The sequence below is a fragment of the Amycolatopsis sp. QT-25 genome, assembly GCF_029369745.1.
Lineage (GTDB): Bacteria > Actinomycetota > Actinomycetes > Mycobacteriales > Pseudonocardiaceae > Amycolatopsis.
This window is the reverse complement of sequence record NZ_CP120210.1, coordinates 4,713,217-4,733,085: the sequence shown is the minus strand read 5'-3', so window position 1 is coordinate 4,733,085 and position 19,869 is coordinate 4,713,217. Positions and strand designations below refer to the sequence as shown.

Annotated in this window: 22 protein-coding genes; 10 read left to right on the top strand and 12 right to left on the bottom strand. The window is 69.3% G+C overall.

Features of this window, described 5'->3' with window-relative positions; translation table 11 throughout:
* Window positions 1-63 precede the first annotated feature (63 nt).
* Window positions 64-642: a TetR/AcrR family transcriptional regulator gene (locus tag P3102_RS21935; RefSeq protein ID WP_276361338.1), complete on the top strand. Its 579-nt coding sequence runs from the start codon at window positions 64-66 to the stop codon at window positions 640-642.
* A 236-nt stretch (window positions 643-878) separates the two neighbouring features.
* On the opposite strand, the gene P3102_RS21930 is transcribed toward P3102_RS21935, so the two are convergent.
* From P3102_RS21930 to P3102_RS21905, 6 genes are all read right to left on the bottom strand, one after another.
* On the bottom strand, window positions 879-1,352 hold the full coding sequence (locus P3102_RS21930; RefSeq protein ID WP_276361336.1) for a lasso peptide biosynthesis B2 protein: 474 nt from the start codon (window positions 1,350-1,352) through the stop codon (window positions 879-881).
* Entirely contained in the window at window positions 1,349-1,609 is a 261-nt protein-coding gene (locus tag P3102_RS21925; RefSeq protein WP_276361335.1) for a lasso peptide biosynthesis PqqD family chaperone, read from the bottom strand. Before P3102_RS21925 ends, P3102_RS21930 begins: the two co-directional genes overlap by 4 nt.
* A 14-nt stretch (window positions 1,610-1,623) precedes the next feature.
* Window positions 1,624-3,399 (bottom strand): asparagine synthase-related protein, encoded by a 1,776-nt coding sequence (locus tag P3102_RS21920; RefSeq protein WP_276361333.1) that lies wholly within the window; start codon window positions 3,397-3,399, stop codon window positions 1,624-1,626.
* A 103-nt stretch (window positions 3,400-3,502) separates the two neighbouring features.
* Window positions 3,503-3,625, bottom strand: coding sequence for a lasso RiPP family leader peptide-containing protein (locus P3102_RS21915; protein WP_276361331.1), 123 nt, complete (start codon window positions 3,623-3,625; stop codon window positions 3,503-3,505).
* Window positions 3,626-3,847: 222 nt separating this feature from the next.
* Window positions 3,848-4,459, bottom strand: coding sequence for a hypothetical protein (locus P3102_RS21910; RefSeq protein WP_276361330.1), 612 nt, complete (start codon window positions 4,457-4,459; stop codon window positions 3,848-3,850).
* Window positions 4,460-4,614: 155 nt separating this feature from the next.
* Window positions 4,615-5,469: a DUF4394 domain-containing protein gene (locus P3102_RS21905; protein ID WP_276361328.1), complete on the bottom strand. Its 855-nt coding sequence runs from the start codon at window positions 5,467-5,469 to the stop codon at window positions 4,615-4,617.
* A 145-nt stretch (window positions 5,470-5,614) separates the two neighbouring features.
* On the opposite strand from P3102_RS21905, the gene P3102_RS21900 reads away from it, so the two are divergent.
* The 4 genes from P3102_RS21900 to P3102_RS21885 all read left to right on the top strand — a co-directional run bounded on the left by P3102_RS21900 (window position 5,615) and on the right by P3102_RS21885 (window position 8,193).
* Window positions 5,615-6,145, top strand: coding sequence for a sigma-70 family RNA polymerase sigma factor (locus P3102_RS21900; RefSeq protein ID WP_276361326.1), 531 nt, complete (start codon window positions 5,615-5,617; stop codon window positions 6,143-6,145).
* The gene (locus P3102_RS21895) at window positions 6,142-6,801 is read left to right on the top strand and encodes a zf-HC2 domain-containing protein (protein ID WP_276361325.1); all 660 of its coding nucleotides are present in this window, start codon (window positions 6,142-6,144) and stop codon (window positions 6,799-6,801) included. The genes P3102_RS21900 and P3102_RS21895 overlap by 4 nt, the downstream gene beginning before the upstream one ends.
* A 227-nt stretch (window positions 6,802-7,028) precedes the next feature.
* On the top strand, window positions 7,029-7,313 hold the full coding sequence (locus P3102_RS21890; protein WP_276361323.1) for a hypothetical protein: 285 nt from the start codon (window positions 7,029-7,031) through the stop codon (window positions 7,311-7,313).
* 271 nt (window positions 7,314-7,584) lie between these two features.
* Window positions 7,585-8,193, top strand: a complete 609-nt coding sequence (locus P3102_RS21885; protein WP_276361322.1) for a GNAT family N-acetyltransferase — start codon at window positions 7,585-7,587, stop codon at window positions 8,191-8,193.
* Window positions 8,194-8,696: 503 nt separating this feature from the next.
* On the opposite strand, the gene P3102_RS21880 is transcribed toward P3102_RS21885, so the two are convergent.
* Together P3102_RS21880 and P3102_RS21875 are read right to left on the bottom strand one after the other, a co-directional pair.
* The gene (locus tag P3102_RS21880; RefSeq protein WP_276361320.1) at window positions 8,697-9,140 is read right to left on the bottom strand and encodes a MerR family transcriptional regulator; all 444 of its coding nucleotides are present in this window, start codon (window positions 9,138-9,140) and stop codon (window positions 8,697-8,699) included.
* A 4-nt stretch (window positions 9,141-9,144) separates the two neighbouring features.
* Window positions 9,145-9,678 (bottom strand): nitroreductase/quinone reductase family protein, encoded by a 534-nt coding sequence (locus tag P3102_RS21875; RefSeq protein WP_276361318.1) that lies wholly within the window; start codon window positions 9,676-9,678, stop codon window positions 9,145-9,147.
* Between the two features lie 329 nt (window positions 9,679-10,007).
* Here P3102_RS21875 and P3102_RS21870 point away from each other — a divergent pair, with 329 nt between their 5' ends.
* The 3 genes from P3102_RS21870 to P3102_RS21860 all read left to right on the top strand — a co-directional run bounded on the left by P3102_RS21870 (window position 10,008) and on the right by P3102_RS21860 (window position 12,002).
* A complete protein-coding gene (locus P3102_RS21870; protein WP_276361317.1) occupies window positions 10,008-10,175 on the top strand; it encodes a hypothetical protein in 168 nt (55 codons plus the stop codon).
* A 295-nt stretch (window positions 10,176-10,470) separates the two neighbouring features.
* Complete coding sequence (locus P3102_RS21865) at window positions 10,471-11,328, top strand: histidine kinase (RefSeq protein WP_276361315.1); 858 nt, start codon at window positions 10,471-10,473, stop codon at window positions 11,326-11,328.
* Window positions 11,322-12,002: a response regulator transcription factor gene (locus P3102_RS21860; RefSeq protein ID WP_276361313.1), complete on the top strand. Its 681-nt coding sequence runs from the start codon at window positions 11,322-11,324 to the stop codon at window positions 12,000-12,002. Before P3102_RS21865 ends, P3102_RS21860 begins: the two co-directional genes overlap by 7 nt.
* A 9-nt stretch (window positions 12,003-12,011) precedes the next feature.
* Here the strand turns inward: P3102_RS21860 and P3102_RS21855 are convergent, their stop codons facing one another.
* The 4 genes from P3102_RS21855 to P3102_RS21840 form a co-directional block, all read right to left on the bottom strand.
* On the bottom strand, window positions 12,012-12,632 hold the full coding sequence (locus P3102_RS21855; protein ID WP_276361312.1) for a hypothetical protein: 621 nt from the start codon (window positions 12,630-12,632) through the stop codon (window positions 12,012-12,014).
* Window positions 12,629-13,366 (bottom strand): ABC transporter permease, encoded by a 738-nt coding sequence (locus P3102_RS21850; RefSeq protein ID WP_276361310.1) that lies wholly within the window; start codon window positions 13,364-13,366, stop codon window positions 12,629-12,631. The genes P3102_RS21855 and P3102_RS21850 overlap by 4 nt, the downstream gene beginning before the upstream one ends.
* Complete coding sequence (locus P3102_RS21845) at window positions 13,363-14,067, bottom strand: ATP-binding cassette domain-containing protein (RefSeq protein WP_276361308.1); 705 nt, start codon at window positions 14,065-14,067, stop codon at window positions 13,363-13,365. Before P3102_RS21845 ends, P3102_RS21850 begins: the two co-directional genes overlap by 4 nt.
* A 632-nt stretch (window positions 14,068-14,699) precedes the next feature.
* Window positions 14,700-17,312, bottom strand: coding sequence for a LuxR family transcriptional regulator (locus P3102_RS21840; protein ID WP_276361307.1), 2,613 nt, complete (start codon window positions 17,310-17,312; stop codon window positions 14,700-14,702).
* Between the two features lie 104 nt (window positions 17,313-17,416).
* Here P3102_RS21840 and P3102_RS21835 point away from each other — a divergent pair, with 104 nt between their 5' ends.
* The gene (locus P3102_RS21835; protein WP_276361305.1) at window positions 17,417-18,490 is read left to right on the top strand and encodes an alkene reductase; all 1,074 of its coding nucleotides are present in this window, start codon (window positions 17,417-17,419) and stop codon (window positions 18,488-18,490) included.
* Window positions 18,487-19,656, top strand: a complete 1,170-nt coding sequence (locus tag P3102_RS21830) for an MFS transporter (protein WP_276361304.1) — start codon at window positions 18,487-18,489, stop codon at window positions 19,654-19,656. Before P3102_RS21835 ends, P3102_RS21830 begins: the two co-directional genes overlap by 4 nt.
* Window positions 19,657-19,869 lie beyond the last annotated feature (213 nt).

Below are 19,869 nucleotides of genomic sequence, written 5' to 3'. Positions count from 1 at the left end.
TCGGACTATAGTCCGCATGTGCCTCGTGACCATAACGGACCGAAGTCCGCTTACGCAACCCCGTTGGAACTCCTGCGCACGCCGCCGCCCAAGGAGCGCGCGGACGCCGCCCGCAACCGGGCCGCCATCCTGGACGCGGCCGCGTCGCTGTTCGCCGAGCACGGCGTCGACGCGGTATCGATGGACCAGGTGGCGGCGGCCGCGGGTGTGGGCAAGGGGACGCTGTTCCGCCGCTTCGGCGACAAGGCGGGACTGGCCGCGTCGTTGTTGGATACCAGGGAACGCGTGCTCCAGGAAGGAGTCCTGCAGGGACCGCCTTCGCTGGGCCCCGGCGCCCCACCGTCGGAACGGCTCGTGGCCTTCGCCGATGCCTACCTCGATTACTTGTTCAAGCATTTGCCGCTGGTGCGGATGTCGGAGACCGCGGCGCCGGGGGCGCGTTACCGCATCGGCGCCTACCGCTTCTGGCATCGGCACGTGGCGATCCTGCTCGACGGCACGTCCGACCCGGAGCACGCCGCGCACGCCCTGCTCGCGCCGATGGCGGCCGAGCACGTGACCGCGTTGCTGCCGGAGCTCGGCGAAGAGCGAATCCGCGCCGGGATCACGCGCCTGTGGCGGCAGGCGATGAGTTCCGGTTGATCAGGCGGATCCGGCCGCCGCCATCACCGGATGCCAAGGGTCGCGGCGAAGATCGACGTGATGGCTTCGATCCGGCAGTCCTCCAGGCCGGCCAGACGACCGCCCTCGCCTCTTCCCGTGGTTGAACACCTGGCTTCACGTAGCATCCATCGCGGCTGTTGGTGGCGAGGCCGACGCGGTGCATAACGCTGAGGTTGCAGGAGATCGTTCCGGGGCGCGAGGTTCCGGTGCGCCGTTTAGGTCGCGAAGGGTTCTTCGGGCCGGAGTTCGGCGGGCGAAGAAGGGTTGCGGTGTTTGTGCCGGGGTGGGATGGCGAGCAGCGTTCGGTGGTGGCCGGCGGGGTGTGGTTCGCCGATGGGCTGGCCGTCGACTTCGATCCAGGCGTGGGCGGTGAAGGGGTGGGTGCGGACGCCGGTGCACCAGGTGGGCCAGCTGCCGTGGGCGCGGCAGAGCAGGGCGGCGGCGATGGAGCGTTGCAGGCAACCTTTCCCGGCGCAGCGCAGGCTGACCGTCACCACGGCGGCCCGGGCCGCGGTCGCCTCCGCGGCCGTCGCCGGGCGGGCGCCGCGCCGCGCGTGTTGCAGGACTGTGCGCAGCCGGCGGGGTCGCAGCCGGGCGAGGGGGCGGGCGGCGGTGACGGCCAGCATGGCCAGGGCGCGCTGGCGCCAGGGCAGGTGGACCCGCTGTTCGAGGGTGACCGGGACACTCACCGGGTCACCACCAGGTTCGCTGTGCGCAGCTGCTCGATGATGGCGTCGACGTCGGCGCGCGCCCGTGCGGCGGGCAGGTGGTGGTGCTCGGCGAGGCCGGTGGCGATCTGCTCGGGATCGTCGCCGGCGAGCAGGGCGTGCAGGACGTGGGTGCCGGTGGTGTTGAGCTGGAAGTAGCGGCCGCTGCGTTCGTCGAGCAGCACGCTGCCGTGGTCGGTGTCGGTGGTGGCCACGTCAGGGCGCAGGGACAGGGTCATCGGTGCTCCTGTTCTCACCGGTTCCCGTGGCGGAGCCGTGCTCCGCGGGGGGTGACCGTGGTGGGTGTGGTGGTGCGCAGCCAGGTTTCGCAGCCGAGCAGGTCTTCCAGGGCGATGACGGTGGTGTTGTCGGCGTGGGGGGCCAGCAGGCGATCACGCAGCCGGGCGGGATCGATCAGGCCGGCGGTGGCGAGGGCGGAGTCGGTGAAGACCTCCAGTATCGCGGCGGTGTTGGCGGCCAGCCCGTCGCGCACGTCCTGGCCGAACTCGCCCTTGGTGGACCGGCCGGTGATCTCCGGTGGCACGATCCCGCGCATCGATTCGGCCTGCAGTGGCCGGTACCGCCACGGCATACGGCGTTGCTCGGGACGCACGGCCAGGGTGATGTCGATGACGGTGTCGTCGAAGTAAGGCATCTCCAGCCGCACCCCGGCGGCGGCGAACACCCTGGCCAGCTGCCGGTAGGCGGGGCCGCTGGTGCCGAGGATCGCGAGGGTGGCGTGCTGGCCGCGTCGCCGGGCGAGGGGATGGGCGTGCTCGGCGGTGTCCCGCAGCACCGCGCGGGCGGTGGCGATCGCGGCGGGGGTGGCCCAGGCCGGGGCGCGCAGCGGCGGTCCCCACGACAGCGGTGCCGGGGCGTAGGGCGAAGGCGCGGGTTGGGTGAGCTGGTCCGCCTGGGCGCGCCACCACGCGTCCAGGCCGCACGGGTCGGCCAAGGCGGCGAGGGTCGCCGGCCACGGCCAGCGGCCCAGCGCCCGGAACCCGCGCAGGTGCCGCAGCGCCTGACACCGATCGGTGCGCAGCAGGTCGTGCACGTAGGCCGGGGTTTCGTGGAACAGCTCGTCTCCGCCGTGTCCGGCCAGGTGGGTCCGTACCCCGTGCCCGGCCAGGATGGCGGCGGTGTGGGCGATACGCGCCAGGGTCCGGGCGAACGGATACGGGCTTTCCAGGTCACCGGGGTGCTGGGGGTCGGTGAACAGCGCGGGCAGCTCGTGCTGGGGTGTCACCACGTGCTGGGCGTGAGGCAGTGCGGCCGCGGCGGAAGAGGCGAAGATCGCGTCGTCGTTGCCGGCTTCGGCTTCACCCCATCGGTAAGTCACCAGCCCGGCCCCATCATCGGCGGGCCGGGTACGGGCGGCGAGGAAACTCAGGGTGGTGGAGTCCAAGCCGCCGGACAGATCACTGCCCCATCGCCCGCGGTCGGGCCGGCGGGCGGCCACCGCTTCGGACAGGGCCTGGCGCAGCCGGAGTGCGCCCTCGGCCAGCGACAGGCCGGGATCGGGCGGGCTCCACCGGCGCACCGGGCGCGCGCTGGTGCCGTCGGGGTCGATGCGCAGGTAGTGATCCGGCGCCACCGCGTGCACACCCCGCCACAGCGGCCGCTGCGCCAGCGGCGGCGGCAGCGCCATCCCCCGGCACACCACCCGCGTGGCCAGCATGTCCTCATCCACACCGGCGCCGCTCATCCTGGCCAGCACATCAGCACGATCCGCGGCCATGATCTGCCCGCCCACGCGGGTGTGGAACACCTGCCTCAGCGCGCTCACCGTGCCCTGCGCACGCACCACACCCGCGGCGGAGACCAGGACGTGCGCGCTCCCGGGCGCTGCCCGCAGCACACCGTCCACATCCTCCACCCGGCGCACGCGCGCGGCCAGGCCGGCCAGCCGGGAGGCGGTGATCGGCGAAGTGCCGATCACCGCCACCACCGTCGTACCGGTCCGGGCCACGGTGAGTTGGCCGGGTGCCCACGTACCCAGCAGCCACGGCCGTCCCGAGGCATGCGGCACGGACTCACACCCGGCCATCACCTCAGCCACTCGTGACCACGACCGGATCCGAGGCGCGTCCGGCAACACCAACCACCACTGCCCGGACATCACGTCACCCTCGTCAGTGCATAAATCCGATCGCGTCGATTATGTGGCGGCCGAAACCGAGAGTGTCCTCACTGAACTCGCCCAGTTCCACCAGAGCCGGCGGCTCGTACACCGGAATCGTCTGTTCCTCGTTCATCGCACTTCTCCTTTCCTGACAACCGATCCGCAGCCTGATCAACCACGTGACAGTGGTGTGCCCGCCCCGCGACACCGGAAACGGCTTCCGCGCACCTCAACACCAGTGAGTGAGCAACTCGCCGACGCGGATCGAAGGCTCCCGCGGCCCGGGGCACACCGCGGGATCGGCCGCGACCGCGGGCCCTGCTGCCCGGCCGCTGCCGTGGTCACCTCGGCATGTTCAGCGCGATGACGAGCCATTCCTCGTCCTTGACGGGTTCGACGACCCATCGGCCGGTCGGCCCGGCGATCGCGGATCCACCGTCGTAGGGGGAACTCTGACTGGCCGCCAGGATCTCGTCCCGTAAGGGGAAAGCTGGCGGGCAAAGTCCGCGTAGTTGATCAGCGCGCCGGCCGCGAGTGAGTACGTTCGACCCTGCCAGGGCAGGGTGATGTCGCAGGTCAGTCTCGTGGATCCCGGCCACATCGACACGTGCAGGTCGGGGACTTGCGCGTAGAGGACATGCCGCGCCAACGGCATCCGGTGCTCCCAGCGGCACAGCCCGCCGACCTGGTGCACTCGCGGGCCGTGCCCGTTGCCCCACACCGGCCGTTCCTCGAAGGTGGGTACGAGCTTTCGGTGGCCGCCACATACCCCTGCCACGGGGTCGGTCAGCTCGATCGCGGCCTCCTGGTATGCCGCATAGGCCAACTCCTGCTTGGGGTCGTCGAGTCCCGTGTCACCGGACCGCGTGAGCCAGAATGGGTATCCCGGCAGGAAGGTTTCGGGAAACACGACGAGTTCGACCGCTGTCTCCGCGGCCCGCCCGACGAAGTCGATCACCTTGCGCACACCGGCCTCACCCCGGCCGGTCAAGTGGCAAACGCGCGAGAAGGCGATCGTTGGTGAACGTTTCGAAAGCGGGTTGGTCGGCACTTTTGAGCACCTTTGACGCGAACTCGGCGGAGGGGCGATCCCGAGCAGGGGATCGCCCATCCGCCGGGAAATCAGTTGGTCAGGGCCAAGCCGACCGGCCGCGTCAGCAGCAGGGAAACGACGTGGGCGCGACCCGTGGTGAGGTCGATCCGGACCAGCAGCGGGACTCCGTGTGCCCGGACCGCTGCGACGGCCTTGTAGTCGCGGGCGTCGTATGTGCCGGCTTTCGCGACGCCTGTGATGTCGAAGCCGTTCACGGAACTGATGTTCAGTCCGAGCTTGCCGATCGCGGTGAGCTGACCGGTGTTGGGGGAGACGACCGGGGTCTCGCCGGGCAGGCTGCCCTGCTTGACCAAGGTGCCTTGACCGGAGTCGAGCCCGTACAGCGCCGTCGATGTCGCCCCGGCGACGCTGTTGGTGTAACCGGACGCGGCAACGCGGGGGGTCTGTGCCCGGCCTGGGTAGGTCAATGGGGTGTCGGTGCCGGCGATCGCGCCGGTGTCGGGGTGCAGCCGAAGGTTGAGGCCGTTGTCGGAGACGACCCTGATCCGGTCGACGACCGGGTTGAAGTCGAAGCCGATCGCTTTTCCGCTCAACGCGTTTCGCGTGCCGACCGCGATGGCCTTCGCCGTCTTGGCGTCGATCCGGTACAGCTGACCCGAGGCGGCAAGTGAATAGAGCCCGCCGGTGGCGGGACGGGTGTCCAGGCCGATCAGGCGATCGCCTTTGGCCAGCCCGGAGATCTTCTTCGAAGAAGTGGCGAGTAGCGGGCGGTCGCAGTGATGTCTGCTCAAAACGCCGTTGTCGCTCAAGACGAGGACGCCGCAGTCGTCGTTCCGGGATGGTGAGGCGGAAGCCACGGTGCCGCCCGCCATGAGGGTGAGTGCCACGCCTCCGATCACCAGCGCGCGGATGGTTGTGCGCATGGTCAGCTCCTGTTCGTCGAAAATGTTGACGGCCGGTGCATACGGCCGGGACCTCTCCCGCGTTCACCGATTCCGGGAAAAATCCGTGATCCGGTGAACGTTCACCCCGTCCGCTCCGAACACAGTCCGGTAGGAGGGACGCGGGATGGGTAGATCGGCCAGTGGCGGCCTCGGCCTGACCGAGGAACACGCTCTTCGTGCGGTGTACAACGCGCACGGACCGGAGCTGTACCGGTTCGCGATGCGACAGCTGAACGACGACGGCGCGGCCCAGGACGTGGTGCAGGAGGTGTTCCTGCGGGCATGGCGGGCGGCCGAAAGGTTCGACCCCGAGGTGGCGAGCCTGCGAGTGTGGCTGTTCGCGATCGCGAGGAACGTGATCGTCGACGAAATACGCCGCCGGTCGGTCCGCCCGGCGAGCAGGTTCGGACTGGCCGAGGAACCGATGGAGGCGGGGTTCGCAGAAAGGCAGGTGACGACCTGGCTGGTGGAGGAGGCGTTGCGGCGGATCAGCCTGGAACATCGGGTGTGCCTGGTCGAGACTCACCTGAGGGGCAGGCCGTACGCGGAGGTCGCGGCTGAGTTGGGTATCCCGGTCGGCACACTGCGTACCAGGCTCTTCTACGGGTTGCGGGCGCTGCGCGTCGCGATGGAGGAAATGGGGGTCGAGCTGTGAAACCCGACGATCACCGCGCCCTGCGCGAAACTCTGGGTGCCTACGCGCTCGACCAGTTGGACGAGCACGAACGGCTCAGGATCGACGCACATCTGTCCGGATGCGCGGACTGCCGGTCGAAGCTACGGGAACTGGGGCCGGTCGTACTCGCCTTGGGTCTGGTCGACATGTCGCATGTCGGTGACCACGAGCAGGTGACCGTCCCGCCTGACCTGGGGGACGCCGTCGTGCGCCGGGTCCGGGCGGGGCTGCCCCGTCGCCGGTGGCAGCCGCCGCGCTGGGTCGCGGCCGCGGTGATCGCGGTGGTCTGCGGTGTCGGTATCGGCTGGGTCGTCCATCCCGATGTGCCGTCGCCGGGCCCTTTCGAAGCGGTCCGGGTGAGATCGGCAACGACGGCGATCCACGCCTCCGCCGGGCTGGTGCCGCACACCTGGGGTGTCGAGATCAAGCTGACCGCGACCGGGTTCGAGACGGGCGAACGCTACCGAGTAGTGATCGTGGACGGGAACGGCGCGCAGACAGACGCGGGCGAATTCATCGGGACTGGTGCTGTGGAAATGCACTGCAATCTCAACAGCTCCGTCCTGCGCTCGAACGCCGGCGGATTCCGCGTACTCGACCCAGAAGGCCGAGCGGTCGCCGCCTCCGACTTCTGATACGGCGTGGTGGTCTCCCGTGGGCGGCAAGAAGATTGCGCGGTAGGCCGCGGGGGCGTGCTGGTCACGTTCGGCGAGTGTGCCTGCGTTGTTGCGCTACGCGCCGGATGCCGACTAACCAGGTCACTGGCGGGCGGCCGGCCGCATGCCCGCGACCGCCTTGCGAGGCAGCGGGGGCCGATGCGGGTCGTGGTCGTCGCGGCATTGAGCGCGGAGGTGTGGGCAGGGTGCACGGTGAAGATGTCCGGCAGTCCCACGAGGTCCAGGGGACGCCGTACTGGGGAACTTGGGACAAGCAGCGGCTGTGTGCACGCGGCAGCGGGGTGAGAGTGGAAGGTGCGCAACGCGCTGATCTCGATGGTCGAGCAGAACGTGACACCGGGCAGGTCCAGTACCACGCCCGGCCGCGCGATCGGCTACCTCGTGGGTCGCCCTACGGCGGGGACGACCGCGCGAGCCGGAGGACCATCGGCGTCGGGCTCGACCACGACCATTTCACCGGGCTCTCCTGAGGTTGTCGCGGATCTCGAGCAGCCTGTCGCATCGAGACAGCTCCGGTCGCAGGAGCGAGCGCTGAAATGATCTTGATCGAACGATCACGCCCCTGATCCGCTCGCTGCTCACAGACGATGACTGACACCGATTCGGAACGGTGTTCCCGGGCGTGTCGCCTGATGTCGGTGTGCTGATCTGAGTGCTCAAGTGTGTACGTGCTCAGTCGTCGGGCTCCCACTGATCCCTAGCTGCCGGTTATTCGCTTGCCCAGGCTGCGAAGATCATCAGGTGACCCAGCCTACGTTGCGTACCCGGCGGCTGACCCTCGTGCCGCTGACCGAGGAGCACCTCGAGTTGGAAATCGAGCTGGATTCCGATCCCGAGGTGATGCGCTACCTTACCGGCCGAGCCCGCACCCGCGCCGAGACCGAGCGTGCACATCACCGTCGGCGCGCCGCCGCACGGAAGGTGCCCGGCCTGGGCTTCTGGGTCGGATTCGCCGAGGATGGCTTCGTGGGTTGGTGGATTCTGCAACCGCCGCATGGGCCGGACCAGCCCGACATCGCAGGGGAAGCCGACCTGGGTTACCGGCTGTTACGTCACCGGTGGCGTCGCGGATACGCCAGCGAGGGCGCGAAAGAACTCATCCGCTACGGCTTCACCGACCTAGGGCTCAACCGCATCTTCGCCCAGACCCTGGCCGTCAACACCGCCTCACGGGCAACCATGGCTGCCGCAGGGCTCTCCTTCGTTCGAGCGTTCCCCTCTGCCGGAGCCAACGACGACGCGGTATCCGGCGCGGAGCAAGGCGAAGTCGAGTACGACATCACCAAGGCCACGTGGCAGCAACGCCAAGACACCACACCGACCCCGCCGGTCCGCAGCCTCACCACCTGAGCACATTCACTCGCACCTGCTGAGCACATTGTCCTGTACGCGGACACCGAGGACACCGCTGCCGCGTCGGACCGGGCCGTCTGGATGATGTTGCCGACACTTCACGTTGCCGCGGACCCGCTCGTGCGGCCGGCGGGAGGGTGTCTCTGCCGATAGCGACTCGGACGCGGGGAACGGTGATGGCCGATGTAGCGGTCGCGTTCCGGGCAAGAGTCGGAGCAGCAGCTTCGCTCCGCCGCCCTGCGCGGCATCGGACGTGGCATCCGCTACGCGGTCGAACACTTTCTGTTACGCGACTCGCCGCTGCGGATGGCGTGTTGCCGGCTCTCTTCGGCGCGGTGACGCGTCCGGAGACGGTGGTTCGCACATGATGCGATCCAGTGGCCCTGGCGAGAAGGTCCTGGATCGGTCTCGCGCATAAGCTGCTCGACTCGTTTCCGGTTGCCTGGCAGGCACGAACCGAGCGTCGATTCGCGTGCACGCGCGGGAGCCGTCGGTGCCGCTCAAGCCGGCGTGGATTCGTTCAGGAGTCGATTGCCGTGCCCGCCGCGGTGTTGGGGTTGTAGTGCGTATCGAAGTTGGTCGGTCTGCTCGGCGAGGTTGGCGCGTAAGTGGTTGAGGGCGGTGATTCTGGCGTCGAGGGTTCGGAGGCGTTGCTGGTAGATCTCGAGGGCCGAGACACAAGGGGACGCGTCGAGGTCGAGTGCACGGACGCAGGATCCGAACTGGTGGATGTCGTCGATGGACAGACCCGCGCTGAGCAGTCGGCGCACGTTGTGGACCACCTGAATGACGCTGGCGTCGTAGCGGCGGTAGCCGTTGTGATCGCGGTGCGCGTTGATCAGGCCGCGTTGCTCGTAGTGGCGCAGAGAGCGAGTGCTGGCGCCGGTGGCACGCGACAGCTGGCCGATACGTAGCCCCTCGTGGTGGCTGGCGGTGGAGACCATGCCTTCATTGTGACTGCTCCTGGCTACTTGGGTGACCGGGGCGGGGGCTCGGGTGCGTGTCACGGTCGGGGGTGAGGACGACGACGGGGATCTGCCGGCCGGCTGCTGCTTGGAAGTCGGCGAAAGTGGCCATGAGCTGCACCTGCCGGGCCCAGATGCGGTCGCGTTCTGTTCCGGAGGTGAGCCGGGCTCGCGTGGGTGTCGTTTCGGTGCCGACCTCGACGGTCGCACGTGGATTCGTGGTGATGTTGCGGTACCAGCTTGGTGGGTGTGGGCTACCGCCGTAGGTGGCGAAGACGGCGAACGTCTCGCTCACGGCCTGGTATACGAGTGGGTTGGTGCGTGTGCGACCGGTAGTGGCGCCAGTGTGGGTGAGAAGAATGATCGGGACGCTCTGATGCGGGTCGAATCCCGGGAGCAGTGGGGGAATGGGGCGTCCCATGGCGAGGTCTTCGTCGGTACTCCATCGGATGAACCCGGCGTTCGCCCGGAACTCGGCGATGATCCGGCTGTTCCAGTCCTGCAGGTCGGAGCTCATACAGGGCATCTTGGATCCTTGACACCAGTGGCAATGTCAAGCGGGTTCGCGCCGCCTAAGAAGCCCGTGCCCGCCACGCCGGACGAGCCCAGTAGACGATCAGCTGGCGGTAGTACGCCCAGCACACCGCCCGACGTGTGTTTCGACGGGAGGTGAAAGCACGATCGTTACGTGGTACGCGGCGAAGCTCGGCAGCAGTTCCGGCGAATATCGCGGCGAGGCGGACGTCATGCCCGGGGTGGGACACCGGGATCGACCTGGTCACTCTTCCGGCGGGCATAGGGATGTCCGGCCAGAGGCGAGCCTGACGCGTGGATGGGGCCGCTCACATGGGAGGGCCGACGGAGTTGCCCGCCGAACTGGTCGGCGGCGGCATGATGGTGGGCGAGCTGGTAGTACACGGCTGGGAACTGGCGCGAGCCACCGGCCGATACCCGGAGTGGGACGGTGACCTCGTCGCCTACCTGCACGAGGAAACGACCAGAAACTCCGAGTAGCGATCAAAGCGACTACCCCGAACTCTCACCCTGATTTTCCTGGAGCGATCCTGGAGCACGACGTCGGTTGCAACAGCGCTCGACGACGCCGAACCGCATTGATCGGAGCGCAACTGCTCCAGCCGACCGGCGTGTTCTCGATAACCGACGATCCGAGTCGAGTCGATCCAGTGTGTTCCGCTGGAGGAGATCCAGTAGCCGACTCGTGCCGCCGGCACACGCCGCCTGATGGCCGCGAGCTGCTTCCGCGAGAAGTGATCACGGCCGCACCCGCCGGGTAATACGATGGCCGGCGATGACACCACCGGACCGCCCCGAATGGCGATCGCGTGCGTGGCTGGCCGCCTCCGCGGTACTGGTCGTAGCCGCGGTCGTGTTGCTGGCTGTCGGTGCGAACGGGCCTGGCGCGGTTGCAGTGCCGGTTCTCGTCGTGGCCACGGCCATCGGAGTGACGACGTGGACGCTGGTTCGCGCGCGCAAGCGGCGCCTCGACTACGAAGCACGCCTCACCGGTTGGGCGGCGGAGCACGCCACGCACCATGAGCGGCTCCGGATCGCCCGGGAACTCCACGACATCGTTTCCCACGGCCTCGGCGTGATCACCCTGCGAGCCAGTGCGGCGAGACGGGTCCGAGGAGACGTCCGGGAGGCGGAACACGAGCAGGCGCTCGTTGACATCGAACAAGCGAGCCGGGACGCGGTCATCGAACTCCGACGTATGCTGGCCGTGCTTCGCGACCCTGCCGAGTACGACGCGCCGTTGCGGCCCGTGCGGAAGCTGTCGGATCTTCCGGCCATCGTCGAGGACGCCCGGTCGCTGGGGCTGACGCCGCGGCTGGCCGTCGGCGAACTCGGGGAAGTTTCTCCTGGGGTGCAGGCGACAATCTGTGAGATCGTCCGCGAAGCCGTCGCGAACACCGCGCGGTACGCCGGACCGACGGTCACTCACATCGACGTACGGCGTGACAGCGACGCGCTCGTCGTGACCGTCGAGGACGACGGGCCGCGAGGTGCCTGGTCCCCCACCCGTGGTGCAGGCCACGGCCTGGCAGGACTTCGAGAACGCGCCGAGGTGCTCGGCGGCGACCTGCGCGCGGCACCGGCCGGGACCGGATTCCGGCTCACCGCACGACTACCCGACGGAGCATGGTGACGAATCCCGAACAGCCACCGATCCGAGTCCTGCTCGCCGACGACCAACGCCTGCTGAGGCACAGCCTGGCGATCATCATCGGCGCCTCGCCGGACATGGTCGTCGTCGGACAGGCCGAGGACGGGCCGCAAGCGGTGGAGATGGCGCGGCGGCTGAGCCCGGACGTCGTGCTGATGGACATCCGCATGCCCGGCCTGGACGGCATCGTGGCCACCAAGGAGATCAGCACCTGCCCCGACCTGGCCGGGTGCAGGATCCTCGTGCTGAGCATGTTCGAACTGGACGAGTACGTCTACGGTGCGCTTCGCGCGGGGGCGAGCGGTTTTCTGCTCAAGGACACCGAACCCGACGAGCTCATCGCCGCCGTCCGCCGGACGCGAGCCGGCGAATCCCTGTTCGCGCCCGCCATCCTCACCCGGTTGATCGAGCATTACGTCGCGGCGCCGCCGCACCGGAGCCCGCGCCCGCCCGCCGGGCTGACCCAGCGTGAGATCGAGATCCTCACCTTCGTCGGCCGCGGGTTGTCCAACACCGAGATCGCCGAGACGTTGACCATCTCCGTCAAGACGGTGAAGACGCACATCAGCCGATTGTTGAGCAAGCTGTCCGCCCGGGACCGCGCTCAGCTGGTGATCACGGCGTACGACCGGGGCCTGGTGGTTCCGCGAAGCTGAGGCACGCGATCAAGCGTCCCGCCGGTGGAACATGGTCGCGGAGAATGCCACCGCGACGAGCACCCACCCCAGCACGATGATCGCATCGCCGAACGCGGCGAGGTCGTGATTTGCGGCGTCCGGCAGGTATGCCGCGAACGTGACCCGATCCCGGAGAAGCGGGCCCACGATGAAGTAGTACCCGAGCAACCCGGCCACCGCCGGAACACTCCGCCGCAAGACCGTCGCGACGGCGGCGGACAGCACAGAGGTCAGTACGAGATGGACACTCGCTCCCACCGCGTCGGGCCACGGTCCGCCGGCCACTTGGACGCCGACCAGCACGGTGAAGGTGGCCGTGGGGACACTCACGATCAGCAGGGCGCCCAGTTTGGCCAGATGTTGGACGATCCGGCGTGGCATGGCGATGAGGGTCAGGTAAATCTGGCCATCGCGGTACTCCGACGTCGCAGCGATGACGCCGAGGACGATGAACCCCGCCTGCGGATAGCCGACGGGTGAGACGCCCTGCCGTGAGAACGCGATCGCGAGGACCGCCGCAACGCCGATCGTGCCCAGCACGGTGCAGTACGTCGCCGGCAGGCTGAGTAGTTTGAGTGTCTCGGCGCGGATCGCCCGGCCGCTCGTCATGCGTCCCTCCCGCGGAAGACCAGGAAACCCGCGGCGAGCAACGCCGCGACCCAGGCCGTCATCACCAGGCCGCCGGTGACCGGGGCGAGTCGGACGGGCAAATCCACTCGCTCGACGAACATCCGGATCCCGGCCAGGTCGGGGAAGAACACGGCCAGCGGCGTGAGTTTCGCGAGCAGGTAGGTGACCGTGACCACCGACGTGTTCAGGATCAGCACGGTGAGCGGCAGTATTCCGTTACGCGTCAGCAAAGTCAGGCCGGACGCGAGCAGTGCCGTCAGTACCCAGTAGAGGACGACTCCGGGCAGGCGTCCGAGGCCACTGACGCCGGCTCCCTCACCCAACAGTGCTTCGACCGTCATCAAGGTGATGGCCGAGGAGACCGCCGCCAGGGTGGCGATCGCGGTGATCACCGCCGTCAGCTTCGCGACCAGCAACCGCCGCCGCGACGGCACGGCCGTGAGGCTCGTGGTGATCTGACGGCCGCCACCGGCGTTCTCCCCCTCGGTGGTGTACTCGCTGCTCACCGCGACGACACCCAGGACCACCGCCCCCACCACGCCGAACGCGAGTTCCTGGAACCCGATGTCCGCGTGGCCGCCGCGACCGGCCGCGACCGCCGACTTCGCGTTGAGGACCGTGAGGGTGGCCGGGACCAGTACGCCGACCGCGACCGCGGCCCAGACCGACGGCAGGGAGACGAGCTTGCGCAGTTCGCCCCGATAAGCCCTCATCGCACGGCCCCCGCCGTGAGCGCGAAGAAGGCGTTCTCCAGGTTCCGGTGTTCGCCGACGACTTCGGCGAGCGTTCCCTGTGCGACGATCCTGCCGCCGTTGATGACCACGACGTCGTCGACCGTCTCGGACAGTTCTCCCATGAGATGGCTCGACAACAGGACGGTGCGCCCGTCCCCGGCACGCTCGCGGAGGAAACCCCGGATCCAGCGGATCCCTTCCGGATCGAGGCCGTTGACCGGTTCGTCGAGGACCAGCACCTCAGGATCGCCGAGCAGCGCCGCCGCCAAGGCCAGCCGTCGCCCCATCCCGAGCGAGTAACCACCGACGCGTTTGCCCGCCGCCTCGGACAAGCCGACCTCCGCCAAGACCTCGTCCACCCTGCCACGAGGGATACCGCCCGCCGCGGCGATCCACTTCAGATGCGCCCGTCCGGTGCGCGCACGATGCGCCCCCGAGCCGTCCAGTACGGCACCGACCTTGCGCAGGGGATCTCGCAACTCGGCGAAGGGGACGCCGTCGAGCAGCGCGGTTCCCGAGGTCGGACGGTCGAGTCCGAGCAGGATCCGCAGGGTGGACGACTTCCCGGCGCCGTTGGGCCCGAGAAATCCGGTCACCCTCCCAGGGCGCGCTTCGAAACTGACGTCGGAGAGGATCGTCGCCGCTCCTCGTCGCTTGGTGAGCTGGTCGAACTTGAGCATCAGGTCTTCTTCCCGTCCGGTGCGATCACGTTGCCCGACAGTCAATTCCAGCGGGACACCCGCGCGCGTCGGACCGGGGACCGATCATGTCCGCTGCCTCTGGGCCCTGGGTCTTACAGCCGCGACCTCGGACCACGTCTTACTGTGCCTGCCATTGTCGACGTCGCGTGTCGATGCGGAGCCGACCACAAAGGAGAGCACCTTGTCGGCGCTCCTACGGCGGTCGAGTCAGCGGGAGACGCTCTCGAACACTGGGCCGACGGAAATCATGACTCGATCGCCTACCGGCCGATCCGCCGAACCCGACTCGCGTTGGCGATCAACGGAGAACCCGGTGCGTCTCGGTGAGCTGGCCGCCCGCGGCCGAGCCGCTGGGTACGCACAGCGCGGGTCGTTGTTCGGCCCGCATGCGCTGAAGCTGGTACCTGACCTCGATTTTCCGGTTTCGGTCAGCACAGCGGCGGCCGTGTTCAGGGCGGGCAAGGATGCATCGGTTTGGCTGCCCGCAGCGACGATCGCCCCGCTTCCGGGCGGCCGGCTTCACGTCGAGTTCTCGGATCGACGACGGGAACGGCACGGTGCTGCCGTGATCCGGGGGAGAAGGCGACAAGTGGGAGCCCGAGCCGCGCGGTTCACTGCACTTGGCGGAGGTCCAAGCGAGCCAGCTCTCGTCGGGATCGCACGCCGAGTTTCGGGAAAGCCCGGTACAGGTGGTGCTCGACCGTTCGCGGGCTGAGGAACAGCTGCGCGGCGATTTCCCGGCTCGTACCACCGTCCGCAGCGAGCCGGACCACCTGCAGTTCTTGCGGGGTAAGGCGATCCAGCGGGTTCGCGGCGGCGGGTTCGGTCGCTGGGCCGGAGTCGCCGGTGGCCTCGAGTTCGATCGAGGCGCGCTCGGTCCAGGGTTTCGCGTGCAGCCGCGAGAAGATTTTCATCGCCGAGCGTAACGGGACGCGGGCGTCGCTGCGGCGTTTGGCTCGACGTAGCCATTCGCCGTAGAGCAGTTCCGTACGCGCACGCTCGAAGGGCCGCTCACCGGTCGAGTGCAAGTCCAGCGCGCGCAGGTACTGCGACTCGTCATCGCCCAGCATGGCGCGACATCGCGCGGCGACGGCCTCCGCCCACGGCTGCCCGCCTGCCGTCGCCCACGCTTCGAATCGCTGGAACGGGGTTTCGGCCCGGCCCGGATCGCCCAGGCGCACCGCTGCCTCCAACTCGTCGGCGGCCGCCATGAGGACGACCGTCGTGTAACCGAGCGGGCCGCGCCGTACGGTTGCCATCCGATCCAAAGTGGACTTGTAACGGCCGAGGCCGAGGTCGAGCAGCGCGAGTGCGGCCACGCTCGCCGCGCCACCGGCATCCGGCGTCATCTCCGACAGCTCCTGGCAGCGCCGCTCGTCACCTTCGATCGCCGCCACCCGCGCCATCACGGCGTCCAGCCGGGGCAGCCGCCGGTGCGAGCCGGTGTCACGAGAGATCCGTACCGCTTCGGCCACCGACGCGGCGGCGTCCCGGTGCAGCCCGGCCGAAACCTGTGCCCCCGCGAGGTCTTGCAGCACTTGAGGGAGGACGCCGATCAGCCCGTCGCGACGGCAGCGAGCCACCTCGGCGGACGCGAGCTCCCTGGTCGCCGTGTCGTCGCCGAGGATCATCGCGCTGTATGTCCGGGCTGGGTCGGAGTTCGGTGCCCGCTTGACGAACTCGGCCAGCAGGGGCAACCCGGCCGCGAAGTCGTCGGTCACCAATGCCGCCATGCCCCGGATCAGCGGGTCGGTACCGTTCAGCGCGTCGTTCGCGGCGTGCACGGCTTCCCGGTCGCCGGAGAACCAGGCGTACCGGGCGCCGGTGCGCGCCATCGCCACCGCGTCGGCCGGTTCGGCGGACTGGGCGTGCTCGACCAGCAGACGCGCGGCCGCACGGCAGTCTCCCCGTTCGAACTCCACAACAGCCCGCACCTGCGCCAAACCGGCGCGCGCCTTGGTGTCGTCGGTCACCGGCTCCGCCTGCCGGACCAGTTCCGCGGCCAGTTGCCCGTGCCCGGCGGCGAAAGCCAGTTCCGCTGCCTTCCTCAACCGTGCCGCTTGTGCACCGGTTTCCACGGTGAGCTGAGCTGCCTGCCGATACAAGCCGGCAGCGGCGGTGAACGCCGTCCGGGCCCGCGCGCGTTCGGCCGAGCGTTCGATCTCGGCGGCGATCCGCTCGTCGGGAGCGGTGGTGGCCGCGGCGAGATGCCGGACCCGGCAGTCGGCGTCCGAAGTGGACTCGGCGAGCGCTTGGTGCACCGTGACCCGGCGCGCGAGCACGGCACCCTGGTAGGCGGCCGTGCCGATCAGCGGATGCCGGAAAGTGACCGTCGTCGGAGTGACGTCCAGAAGCCGCGCGGTTTCGGCGGGCTCCAGGTCGGTGAGATCGACTCCCAGCGCCTCTGCGGCACCGAGCAGCGTCGGCAGATGCCCGCGTCCCTCGGCTGCCGCGATGAGCATCATCAGCCGGGTCCGCGACGGCAGCGCGCTGATCTGCGCGCGGAAGCCCGCCAGCACGCGGTCGGCGACCGGCAGCGGCCCGGCGGCGACGTGGGGTTCCTGTTGCGCGGCGGCGAATTCGAGCAGCGCCAGCGGATTGCCCGCCGATTCCTCGAAGACCTGCGACGGCGACGGAGGTGCCAGCCCGCGTTCGGCGAGCAGTCGCCTGGCGTCCGCCGCGTCGAGCCGGGCCGGGCGCAGTTCCGGCAGATCCGGAGCGGGGAAACCGGTGTCCCTCGCGCCGAACAGCATCGCGACCCGGTCCGCGGCCAGCCGCCGGGCGGCGAACAGCAACGCGTCGGCGGTCGTGCGGTCCAGCCACTGTGCGTCGTCGATCAGGCACAGCACCGGACCGTCTTCGGCGACGTCGGCGAGGAGGGTGAGCACGGCGAGCCCGGATACGAACCGGTCCTGTCCGCCGGTCCGGCCCGAGTCCAGTACCGCGCGCAACGCCTCCGCCTGCGGGGCGGGCAACGTGGTGAGCCGGTCCTGGATCGGCCACAGCAGTTGCACCAGCCCGCCGAACGCCAGATCGGCTTCGGCCTCGATTCCGGTCACCGACAGCACACGCAGCCCGTCGGCGGCTTCGGCGGCCCAGTCCAGCAGCGCGGACTTCCCGATACCCGCTTCGCCGCGCACCACCAGTGAGCCGCTTCGGCCATCGCGAGCCGCCGCGAGCAGCGCTTCGATGGCCGCCTGCTCGCCCGCTCTGCCGTACAGCACACCCGCCTCCGTGACCGTGCGTGAGGTACGTAGGTCGAATCCCAGTACCCGGTACGGAAACCTTACCGATTCGCCGAAGGCGGGAACGGATCAAGCTTCAGCGCATGAACATGTTGCTGACCCCGCTCACCGCGGGCACCCTGTCCTTGCCGAACCGCCTGGTCATGGCTCCGATGACGCGTAGCCGCGCGAAGGGCGGCCTGGTTACCGACCTGACCGCCGAATACTACGCACAGCGGGCCGGGGCCGGGCTGATCATCACGGAAGGCACGCAACCCTGCGTCATCGGCCAGGGCTACATCGACACTCCGGGACTGCACACGCCGGAGCAGGCCACCGCGTGGCGCGTGGTCACCGATGCCGTGCACGCGCGGGGCGGGCGGATCTTCGTCCAGCTGATGCACTCCGGCCGCATCGGGCACCCGTCCCTCTACCCGGACGGCAGCCTGCCGCTCGCGCCGTCGGCGATCCCGTCCGGCGAACAGCTGTACACCCCGGACGGCCTGCTCGATCACCCCGAACCGCGGGAGATGACCCTGGCGGACATCGCCCGATCCGTGGAGGATTTCGTCGCCTCCGCCCGGCTGGCGCGGGAGGCCGGATTCGACGGTGTCGAACTGCACGGTGCCAGCGGCTACCTGATCCACCAGTTCCTCGCCGGCAACACCAACCGGCGCACGGATGTCTACGGCGGCCCGATCGAGAACCGGATCCGGTTCGCGGTCGAGGTGGCGCGGGCCATAGGCGACGCCATCGGCCCGGAACGCACCGGCATCCGGCTGTCTCCCGGCTCGACCCTCAACGGCACGCGGGAGAGCGACACCGAAACCCTGTACCCGGCACTCATCCGCGCACTGGTCCCGGTTGGACTGGCTTACGTGCACATCTCGGAGTTCGGCACGCGGGACGTCACCAAGCTCATTCGCGCCGAGTGGCCGGGCACGCTCATCCTCAACCCGCACCCGGCGGGCGAGGAACCGGCGACCGCGGCGGACGGCGTGGACGCCCTGCGGGACGACGTCGCCGACGCGATCAGCCTCGGCCAGCTGTGGCTGGCCAATCCGGACCTGCCCGCCCGGATCGCCGCCGGTGGCCCGTTCACCGCCGCCGATCCCACGAGCTTCTACGGCGGCGACCACCGCGGCTACACCGACTACCCCACCTTGGCCGAGCGATGACCGCGCCGGTGCGCGCCCGGATCTCAGGGCCATGGCTGGCTTTGCTGGCCGGTCCGCTGTCGTTCGGGATCGCCGGGCCCTCGCTGATCCTGCCCGACGCCGCGGCGGCGTTCGGCACCGGAATCGGCGCGGTGACGTGGATCGTGACGGCGTTCGGCTGGGGGATCGCCGTCGGTACCCCGCTGCTCGCCGGGTTGCAGAGTCATCGAGGCGCCCGGACCGCGTTGCTCGCCTGTGCCGCGCTGGTGCTGGCGGGCGCGGTCGCGGTGGCGACCGTGCCGTGGTTGCCGGTACTGATCGCCGGCAGCGCGCTGCAAGGGCTGGGCACCGCAGGCTTCACCACGATGGGCATGACCCTCGCCGGGTCGGCGCGCGCGATGGGCCTCGTCACCTCGTCACTGGCGGTGGTCGGCTCGGCGTCGCCGTTGGTCGGTGACCTGATCGGCGACGCGCTCGGCTGGCGATTCGCGCTGGCATTGCCCGCGCTCAGCCTGCTCGCCGTGCCTGCCGCGCTGCGGTCGGCCCCCAGGACACCGGCCGTACCGGCGAGGTTCGACCCGATCGGTGCGGTCCTGGTGACCGCGCTGGTCACCGCGCTCGTGTTCGTGCCGCATTACTGGCTGCCCGCGGGAATCGCGGTCGTCGTCATCGCGGTCCTGCTGGCCGGGCACCTGCGAGCGCGGCCGGACGGGTTCGTGCCCGCCGCGCTCCTGCGGACGCCGGTCTTCCTGACCGCCGCCGGGCTCGCGTTCGCGCTGGCGGTGGTCAACTTCGGGTTGATGTACATGCTGCCGCCGCGGTTGACCGCGGAGTCCGGGTGGACCAGCGGAGAGGTCGGGCTCGCGATCCTGTGGCCGCTGCTGTTCGGTGGGCTGGTGTCCTATGTGGTCATCGCGGCGACGGCGAAGACCCCGTTCCGGGCGGTGGCGGTGCTGTTCCCGGCACTCGCCGTTCTCGCGCTGACGCTCGCGGGAGTGAGTGCTTCCCCAGCCGCGCTGCTGATCGCGCAGGCACTGGCATCGCTCGCGGCGGCTTCGGGACAGGGTGTCTACGCCGTGCGAGCCGGAGACGCCGCCGGCTCGCACCGCGCGGCGGGGATGGGCTTGTTCAACCTCACCTACCTTTTGGGGGCGGCCTTCGGGCCGGCCATCGCCGCGCTCTGGTGAAACCGGGCAGACCGTGACGTTTCGGCGCGGGACTCGCGATGGTGCGAGAGCCACTTTCGCGGCGTTGCAGATTGTGACGTCTCGTATCGCGAAGTGGCTTTCGCACCACACTGCCCGACGGGGATAACCTCTGGCCGAACGAGAGACCGCATGCTTGGAGCGGCGCGCTCTACCCCTGAACCTGGTTCAAGGAACACATCGATGAGCTTTGGC

Coding starts and splice junctions, on each gene's coding strand:
- P3102_RS21900 (WP_276361326.1), top strand. CDS start 5,615: ATGGGTAGATCGGCCAGTGGCGGCCTCGGCCTGACCGAGGAACACGCT.
- P3102_RS21870 (WP_276361317.1), top strand. CDS start 10,008: ATGGGAGGGCCGACGGAGTTGCCCGCCGAACTGGTCGGCGGCGGCATG.
- P3102_RS21830 (WP_276361304.1), top strand. CDS start 18,487: ATGACCGCGCCGGTGCGCGCCCGGATCTCAGGGCCATGGCTGGCTTTG.
- P3102_RS21860 (WP_276361313.1), top strand. CDS start 11,322: ATGGTGACGAATCCCGAACAGCCACCGATCCGAGTCCTGCTCGCCGAC.
- P3102_RS21845 (WP_276361308.1), bottom strand. CDS start 14,067: ATGCTCAAGTTCGACCAGCTCACCAAGCGACGAGGAGCGGCGACGATC.
- P3102_RS21850 (WP_276361310.1), bottom strand. CDS start 13,366: ATGAGGGCTTATCGGGGCGAACTGCGCAAGCTCGTCTCCCTGCCGTCG.
- P3102_RS21880 (WP_276361320.1), bottom strand. CDS start 9,140: ATGGTCTCCACCGCCAGCCACCACGAGGGGCTACGTATCGGCCAGCTG.
- P3102_RS21915 (WP_276361331.1), bottom strand. CDS start 3,625: ATGAACGAGGAACAGACGATTCCGGTGTACGAGCCGCCGGCTCTGGTG.
- P3102_RS21875 (WP_276361318.1), bottom strand. CDS start 9,678: ATGAGCTCCGACCTGCAGGACTGGAACAGCCGGATCATCGCCGAGTTC.
- P3102_RS21905 (WP_276361328.1), bottom strand. CDS start 5,469: ATGCGCACAACCATCCGCGCGCTGGTGATCGGAGGCGTGGCACTCACC.
- P3102_RS21865 (WP_276361315.1), top strand. CDS start 10,471: ATGACACCACCGGACCGCCCCGAATGGCGATCGCGTGCGTGGCTGGCC.
- P3102_RS21855 (WP_276361312.1), bottom strand. CDS start 12,632: ATGACGAGCGGCCGGGCGATCCGCGCCGAGACACTCAAACTACTCAGC.
- P3102_RS21835 (WP_276361305.1), top strand. CDS start 17,417: ATGAACATGTTGCTGACCCCGCTCACCGCGGGCACCCTGTCCTTGCCG.
- P3102_RS21925 (WP_276361335.1), bottom strand. CDS start 1,609: ATGACCCTGTCCCTGCGCCCTGACGTGGCCACCACCGACACCGACCAC.